Below are 7,820 nucleotides of genomic sequence, written 5' to 3'. Positions count from 1 at the left end.
CCGAGGACGAGAACAGCCCCGCGACGGCCTGCGGCCAGCCGGCCTTCATCAGAATGGTGGGCATCCAGCTCACGACGAGTGAGAAGAGCCCCCAGATTCCCGTGTAGAACGCCATTGCGGAGAGCACGGGCCGCGTGCGGACCGCGCGCAGAATCGCCGAACGCCTCGCACAGCTCGGGGACAAGCCCCTTCTCTGGCATGTCCACCAGCGCTGCCTGGAGGCCAAGTGCCTCGACGGCGTGGTGGTCGCCACCGATGACGAGCGCATCGAGAGGGCGTGCCACGAGCTGGGCGTCGAGTGCATGCGCACCGGAGAACACCTCACCGGCACGGACTGCGTCGCGGAGTGCGCTGAACACCTGCCGGCCGACGCGTACATCAACGTCCAGGGCGTCGAGCCGTTCGTCTCCCCTACTGCGATCGACGCGGTCTCGGAAGCCCTGGAGCGCCTAGCGCCCGGATCGCTCGCCGTGAACGCGTACACGGACTTGGACGACGTCGGCGTGGTGCTGGACCACAACGTCGTCAAGGTCGTCGTCGACGCGGAGGCGAACGCCCTGATGTTCTCCCGGCAGGCGATCCCCTACCCACGAGGAGACCGGCCGAGATACCGACGACAGCTGGGGCTTTACGGCTTTACCGCTTCACGGGAACGGCCCTCAGTCTGTCCGACAGCTCCCCCAAGAGCCTCTGGAGCGAACCGAAGGCGTGGAGATGCTGCGGTTCGTCGAGCATGGTCACGGCGTGCTGATGCTTCCTGTCATCGACGAAGGCCTGGCCGTCGACACACCGGAAGACCTGGCGAGAGCCAGCTCGCTCCTTCGGTCTCAGACGACCCGCTGACCGGCGCCAACAGCCCCAAGGGCGGGGACCCTGAAACCCACCCGTCACACGTGCATCGAGTCACGGCTTGTCGGCCACGTGCGGAACAGTCGGCGCCCAGGCCGAACAAGGTCCGCGCTCCCGCCCCCGCCCCGGCACACCGGCGGCTCTTGGGTGAACGCGGACCGATGACCGTTGTGGTGCGGCACTCGCCGTCCCGTCGTCGTATTGCAGGCCGCGGCGCCGGTCATGCCGACCGGCGAAGCAAGGTTTCCACGAAGGTGCTCAGCATCACGCAGGCGCTCGCCGTGTCGCGCATCGTACGCTCGCGGTCACCATCCGTGAGCAGCTGCATCGACAGGCCGTCGGCCAGGGTGACGACCATGCGGGTCACGGACGCGATCTCCTCGTTCGATGCCGTCTCCTTGGCCGAGCACAGCACGTCCTGCCAGCCCGCGAGGAACATGTCGTACATGCGGACCGCGAGCTCTGGGTTGGTAGTCTGCGCCCACATGGTGATCGCGAACGTAGCCCGGGTCTGGTCGAGATGGTCGACGGCGTACTGCATGGTTCGGGTCAGCAAACGCTCGGCGGTCTGCGCGAGGCCTGCCTCCTCGCCGTTCACACCCTCGGAATCGACCCGCAGACTTTCTGACAGGTGCTCGAAGACCGCGAGGAGCAGATTTTCCTTGGTCTGGAAGCAGTAGTGCAGTGACGTCTGAGAAGCGTTGGCCTCTTCGGCGATCCGTCGCGTGGTTGCGCCAGCCGCCCCGTCTCGGGCGATGACCCGCACAGCCGCATCGATGAACTGCTCGCGACGAGCAGCGGCCGGAATGCGAGCCAAGCGCCCACTCCTGTTGATTCAGTCGGTTGATCCAGTCGGGACTGTAGCACTCGACGGCCGGCTGCCCGGCCCCGCCGCCCGGGCCTCGTCCTCCACGGCACCCCGCACCACCGCGAGCCGGAGCGACGACCCGTCGCGGTCAAACCGGATCGTGTCGCCCGGTCCCGCCCCGCCCCGCAGGATCTCGCGCGACACGGCGGAGACGAGCTGCTTCCGGATCGCTCGCAGCAGTGGACGCGCACCGTCGTTGCCGTCGCCCATTTCGCTGACCAACTCACGTGCCTGGCAGGTGAGTTCGAGCGAGATACCCTTGCCCGACAGGTGGGCTGCGACCACGCCGACATGCAGGTCGACAAGTCGCTCCAGCTCACGGCGGCCCAGCGTCGCGAACTCGACGACGTCGTCGAGCCGGGTCACGAAGTCGGCCCGGAACTGCTGCCGTACGGCGTCCGGACCGGCGAGGCCTGATGTCATCACCAGTACTACGTTGCGGAAGCTGACCAGCCGGCCCTGGCCGTCGGTGAGCGATCCGTGGTCGACCACCTGGCGCAGCAGTCCGTGGATGTCCGGGTGTGCCTGCTCGATGTCGTCCAGGAGGACGACCGCGTACGGGCGGCGCCGAACGGCCTCGGTCAGCTGGCCGCCCTCCTCGTAGCCGACGTAGCCCGGTGGCGCACCGATGAGGCGGGTGACGGACTGCTTTTCGGCGTACTCCGACATGTCGAGCTGGATCAGCGCGTCGTCGCTGTCGAACATGAACTCGGCCAGTGCATGGGCGAGATGGGTCTTTCCCACGCCGCCCGGTCCGCAGAACAGAAGCGCGGCAATCGGCCGGTTCGGATCCCCGAGGCCGGTGCGGGCGTTGTGTAGCGCAGCCGAGACACTGGCGATCGCCTCCCGCTGGCCCACGACGCGGGCACCGAGGCGCGCCTCCATGCGGAGGAGTTTCTCCAGTTCTTCCTCACGTAGCCGGGACACCGGGATGCCGGTCCACTGCGCGACCACGCGTGCGACATCCTCCTCGTCGACGATCGCGGACTCGCCTGCATCGGGCCACCGTGAGCCGGAGTCGAGTTCGATCCGGCGCTGCGAGGCGGCCTCGTCGATGAGGTCGATCGCCTTGTCGGGGAGGTACCGGTCCGCGATGTAGCGCTTGCTGAGTGTCACCGCTGCGGTGAGTGCAGCATCGGTGATCAGCACGTCGTGGTAGCCCTCGTAGCTGGGTCGCAGGCCCCGGAGCATCTCGACGGCGTTGTCGGGCGTGGGTTCCTCGACGTGCACCGGCTGGAAGCGGCGCTCCAGCGCGCCGTCCGACTCGACGTACTTGCGGTACTCGTCGCGCGTGGTGGCGCCGAGCGTGCGCAGCGAGCCGCGGGCCAGCATCGGTTTGAGGAGGTTGCCGGCGTCGACCGCGCCCTCCGCGGCGCCGGCTCCGATGATCGTGTGCAGTTCGTCGATGAACAGGATGATGCCGCCGTCCGCCGCGTCGACGTCCTTGAGCACGGCCTTGACCCGGTCCTCGAACTCCCCCCGGTACGACGCCCCGGCGATCAGGGCACCGACGTCCAGCGCGATCACCCGACGGTTTTGCAGCGCTCTCGGGACCTCGCCCGCGACGATGCGCTGGGCGAGCCCCTCGGCGATGGCGGTCTTGCCCACCCCCGGGTCACCGATCAGCACGGGGTTGTTCTTGCGCCGCCGGGACAGCACCTGGACGACCCGGGCGATCTCGGTGTCGCGGCCGACCACGGCATCGAGTGCGCTGCGGAAGGCGAGCTCGGTCAGGTCGCGGCCGAACCGGAGCACCTGGCTGGACACCCGGGCGGGCCGCCACTGGACGTCCAGGCAGGTGCGCTCGGGTTCGGCGTCGAGGACCTGCCACGGTCCGCGCACGCGTCGTACGGCGTCCAGTACCGCGGTCCGGTCGGCGCCCGTGGCGCGCATCAACTCACCGACCGGGTCGCGTCGGTCGGCCAGGGCGACGACGAGGTGCTCGACCGACACGAACGCGTCGCCCAGCTGACGTGCCTCGTGCTCGGCGGCCCGCAGTAGCGAGAGGAGCTCGGGCTGGGGTCGGGCGGTATCGGCGTCGGTCGGCGGCCGTTCCCCCGAGAAGTCGCCCGGAGGGCCTCGGAAGCCCTCCGGGTCCGCGCGCAGCGAACCCCGAAGATCATCCGGGTCCACGCCCAGGTCCGCCAGCACCGGCCCGACGATGGTCGCCTGCTGGTCGAGGACCGCGGCCAGCACTTGGGCCGGGCCGGTCGCTGCCGGACCATTCGGCGTCGGACCACTCGGTCCCGGCGACCAGGCTCGGTCCAGCGCTTCCAGCGCGCGGCGGGTGTAGTCGGCCTTCAGCTCTTCGCGGGGGAACATCTGCGTCGCCTACCTATCCGGCTCAGGCCTCGTGCCGCGTCGCGGTGCCGCTCGATCCCTTGGCGCGGGCGCGCACCTTGACCTCGATGGCCTCCCGGGTCAGCCGACGCTGCACGTCGACCGCCGCCTTCTTGCCCATCTCGACGGCGCCCTCCATCCACGCCATGAAGTTGCTGGCGATGTCCGAGGTCGCGAAGTGGACCCGACCCTCCGGGCGGGAGAGCTCGGAGTGCCACCGGCTGAGGCGCTGCGGCGGGTACGCCGCCATGCCACCGCGGCCGGACCACTGATCGTCCACCCAGTCGTGACACTCGTAGGCGACGAGCTCGGCGTCGGGGCACATCGTCTTCACGAAACGCTCGATACCGGCGAAGCTGGTGCCGAAGCGGTCGTCCCGGTCCGGGTGGTCGATGAAGAAACCGACGATGAGCTGGCCGTCCTCCCCCAGATCGTGCTCGCCGAAGATGACAGCCGCACCATTGGCCTGGGGGGCCTCCGCCAGCATGTAGGGGAATCGCGGCGCGTTCTTGACCTGCGCGTACACCTTGACGGGGTAGGCGACGCTGCGTTCGCTCGAGGTGGTGAACTTGGCCTCGCTCAGCGGCGGTTCGAAACGGATGGTGGACCAGCAGGCCAGCGGGGTCGCCACGACGACCGTAGCCGCCGTGAAGGTGTCGCCGGCCTCGGTCGTCACCCTCACTCCGTCCTCATTCTGCTCGACGCTCGCCACCGGGGTCTCCAGCCGGATGTCGGCCCCGGCGGAGTCGTCGGCCATCGCCTGGATGAGCGCACCGGTGCCCTCGACGATGTAGGCGTCCAGCACGCCCCAGGTACGGATCAGGCTGTGGTCCATCTGCGCGATGAACCCCAGCGGGGGAAGCGCGGAGATCTCCTCCGGATAGCGGCCGGTGAGGATGGTCCCGAAGAAGGTGAAGAAGCCACGGACGGAGTCACTGACCCCCAGGCTGTCGAGGTACTCGTTGAAGGGGATGTCCAGGTCCTCGACGTTCTGGCGGTCCAGCGGCACTCCCCGCTGGATCCGGTGCGCGTCCGTGAGCATCTTGAAGGCGGCCTTCTCGAAGTCGTAGACGTCCTCCAGCGGCACCGGCAGCGGGCCCGGATTGTACTGCCCGGCCAGCAGTGTCGGGTAGCACTCCGGCATCGAGCTGTGCGTCATGGTCAGCCCGTACCGCTCGATCTCGGACATCATGTTGACCTGGCGATCGGGCCACACCCACTGCCCGCCCAGCTCGACGATTCCCTCGTAGTCCCCCACACTCCGCTGCTCGGACCAGGTGCGACCACCCAGCCGGTCGCGCGCCTCCAGCAACAGCACGGAGTAGCCCTGATCCGACAGATCCCGGCACGCGCTCACCCCGGCGAACCCTCCGCCGATGACGATCGTGTCGTAGTCGAACGTCCCGTCCTTCATCTTCTGCTCCCTTGGTTCTGTTCCGATGACTGGATTAAGCGACTGAATCATTTGCTCCAGTCGTTCGCTCAAGATTGTGGTGCGGGTTGCAGCCTGTCAATCCCCGGCGACAGTGCCCCTTCGACAAGGAGTGGGGTGAGCGACCGAGCGGCGCGGCGCCCGCCGAGGCCTTGCGGCATAGGGCTGCTGCGAGGCCTCGACGCGGCATGACGGTGGACCGCTACGTGGCCCTCGGCGGTGCCGGTGCCGCGCGACTCGCGCTCGATGCGCCACGCCACCGCTCAAAAGACATGGCCGGTGATGCCTTGCCGTAGATGGGCGCGTGGCTGCAGCTCTTGTGGTGGCGGTCGCGTGGGCACCGGGCGGATGTCTTTCACCTGCCTGGTCCGTGAAAGCTTGTGAGCGGGCGGCGGCGTTCGATGCCGCGTGAGCCCTGGCGGCCTTCGGCCTCGTCACTCCGTCAGCGCGCTCGGAACGGCGGCCCTCCTCCGGCTGTCCGCTCGGCTGACCCGCCACGGGTCAGCCGAGTTCGCGCTTGAGGATCTTTCCGGTCGCTGTCATCGGGAGCGATTCGACGAACTCGACGATGCGGGGGTACTTGTAGGCGGCCATCTGCTGCCGCGCCCAGTCGACCAGCTTGGCCTCGCTGAGGTCGGCGTCGGTGTTGCGGATCACGAAAGCCTTGATCTCCTCGCCATGGCTGTGGTGAGGTACTCCGATCACCGCCGCGAGCGAGATGTCGGGGTGGGTCATCAGGACCTCCTCGACTTCACGGGGGTACACGTTGAAGCCGCCCCTGATGATCATGTCCTTGGTGCGGTCGACGATGTAGTAGAAGCCGTCCTCGTCCTTCCTGGCCAGATCACCGGAACGGAACCAGCCGTCCCGCATGGCCTCCACGGTGACCTCGGGGCGGTTGTAGTAGCCCTTCATGACGTTGTGGCCCTTTATCGCGATCTCGCCGACCGAGCCGACCTCGGTGACCTCGTTCCAGTCCCGGTCGACCAGCTTGCACTGCACCCCCCAGACCGGGATGCCGATCGAGCCCGGCCGCGGCTCGCGCTGCGGGTCGGAGAACGTCGTGACAGGCGAGGTCTCCGACAGGCCGTAGCCCTCCAGGATTTGGATTCCGAACCGCTTCTTGACCTGGCTGATGATCTCCAGCGGCAGGGCCGCGCCGCCGGACACTCCCGCCCGGAGGTTGCTGGCGATCCGGTCCACGTCGACGTCCTCGGTGAGCGCGCCCAGCAGGCCCCACCACATGGTGGGCACGCCGGCGAAGAAGGTGATGTCCTCCTTCTCCATGAGCGCGACCGCCTGTGCGGCGTCGAAGCGCGGCAACAGTACGAGCGTGGCGGCCATCGAGAAGCCCGCATTCATCTGCACGGTGGCACCGAAGGAGTGGAACAGTGGCAGAGTGAGCAGGTGCCTGTCAGCTGCGGGCCGGTTACCGAAGACCCCGTTGCAGGTGAGCGCGTTGAGCACGAGGTTGGCGTGGCTGAGCTCGGCGCCCTTGGCCTGGCCCGTCGTGCCACTCGTGTACAGGATGACCGCGGTGTCGTCGCTCGAGGTGGCGGCGCTGTCGAAGGTGGGTGCCTTTCCGGCCAGAGCCGCGCCCAGGGTTTCCGCGCCCTCGATCAGACTGGCCGCGGCCCGGTCGGCGGTGATCAGGAAGAAATGCTCGCAACCACTGGCCTGCCGGAAGCCGGCGAAGCCCTCGGCGCCGATCGGCAGTTCAGGAGTGCCCTGAAAGCAGAAATACGCCTTCGCCTCGGAGTCGGCGAGGTGGTACGCGATCTCACGGCCCTTGAGCAGCACATTGAGCGGCACCACGACCGCGCCGGCCTTCAGGATGCCGTAGTAGACGATCGGGAAGTACGGCAAGTTCGGGCAACTGAGGGCCACCTTGTCGCCGGGCCTGACGCCGCGCTCGACGAGCAGGTTCGCGACCTTGTTGGCGGCGCTGTCCACCTGGGCGTAGGTGAGCCGGGTGTTGCCCAGGACCAGTGCGTCACGGGTGGGGTGACAGCGGGCGCTGTCTTCGAGGAGCGAGGCGAGATTGAGCATGATTCCTACTTGCTGGGTGCGGGTGGCCGTGGAGTCGGGTCGACGTCCGGTCGGTGTGCCCCGTCATGCGTGTCGGCGCCGACAAGCCGCCCCCGGAAGGGCGGCGACTCCGCTCACCCAGGGCGGGGCAGGGTTCATGCGGCTTCTGCGGCCGGTACTTCTGATCGGACTGCCGCCTCCGGCGACGGCACCTGGGACTTCCCTTCGTCGAACCCGAACAGCGGGGCGACGACACAGAGAAGGAATGTGGAGATCGCGACCGCGAGGAATCCGGCGGTGAAG

At 68.2% G+C, this 7,820-nt stretch carries 5 protein-coding genes and 1 pseudogene; 2 read left to right on the top strand and 4 right to left on the bottom strand.

What is annotated here, in order from left to right; translation table 11 throughout:
- Window positions 1-134 precede the first annotated feature (134 nt).
- Window positions 135-584 (top strand): annotated as a pseudogene (locus tag AB0D93_RS41080) (NTP transferase domain-containing protein); the annotation flags it as partial.
- A gap of 130 nt (window positions 585-714) precedes the next feature.
- On the top strand, window positions 715-843 hold the full coding sequence (locus tag AB0D93_RS41075) for a hypothetical protein (RefSeq protein ID WP_362131738.1): 129 nt from the start codon (window positions 715-717) through the stop codon (window positions 841-843).
- A 226-nt stretch (window positions 844-1,069) separates the two neighbouring features.
- Here the strand turns inward: AB0D93_RS41075 and AB0D93_RS41070 are convergent, their stop codons facing one another.
- The 4 genes from AB0D93_RS41070 to AB0D93_RS41055 form a co-directional block, all read right to left on the bottom strand.
- Window positions 1,070-1,666, bottom strand: coding sequence for a TetR/AcrR family transcriptional regulator (locus tag AB0D93_RS41070; protein ID WP_362131736.1), 597 nt, complete (start codon window positions 1,664-1,666; stop codon window positions 1,070-1,072).
- A gap of 18 nt (window positions 1,667-1,684) precedes the next feature.
- On the bottom strand, window positions 1,685-4,039 hold the full coding sequence (locus AB0D93_RS41065) for an AAA family ATPase (protein WP_362131733.1): 2,355 nt from the start codon (window positions 4,037-4,039) through the stop codon (window positions 1,685-1,687).
- Between the two features lie 22 nt (window positions 4,040-4,061).
- Complete coding sequence (locus tag AB0D93_RS41060; protein ID WP_362131730.1) at window positions 4,062-5,471, bottom strand: NAD(P)/FAD-dependent oxidoreductase; 1,410 nt, start codon at window positions 5,469-5,471, stop codon at window positions 4,062-4,064.
- A gap of 519 nt (window positions 5,472-5,990) precedes the next feature.
- A complete protein-coding gene (locus AB0D93_RS41055) occupies window positions 5,991-7,538 on the bottom strand; it encodes a long-chain fatty acid--CoA ligase (RefSeq protein WP_362131727.1) in 1,548 nt (515 codons plus the stop codon).
- Window positions 7,539-7,820 lie beyond the last annotated feature (282 nt).

It is taken from the genome of Streptomyces sp. NPDC048191 (genome assembly GCF_040652655.1).
Classification (GTDB): domain Bacteria; phylum Actinomycetota; class Actinomycetes; order Streptomycetales; family Streptomycetaceae; genus Streptomyces.
The sequence above is the reverse complement of the archived record's forward strand: the minus strand, read 5'-3'. Positions and strand labels throughout refer to the sequence as shown.

Coding starts and splice junctions, on each gene's coding strand:
- AB0D93_RS41060 (WP_362131730.1), bottom strand. CDS start 5,471: ATGAAGGACGGGACGTTCGACTACGACACGATCGTCATCGGCGGAGGG.
- AB0D93_RS41065 (WP_362131733.1), bottom strand. CDS start 4,039: ATGTTCCCCCGCGAAGAGCTGAAGGCCGACTACACCCGCCGCGCGCTG.
- AB0D93_RS41075 (WP_362131738.1), top strand. CDS start 715: ATGCTGCGGTTCGTCGAGCATGGTCACGGCGTGCTGATGCTTCCTGTC.
- AB0D93_RS41055 (WP_362131727.1), bottom strand. CDS start 7,538: ATGCTCAATCTCGCCTCGCTCCTCGAAGACAGCGCCCGCTGTCACCCC.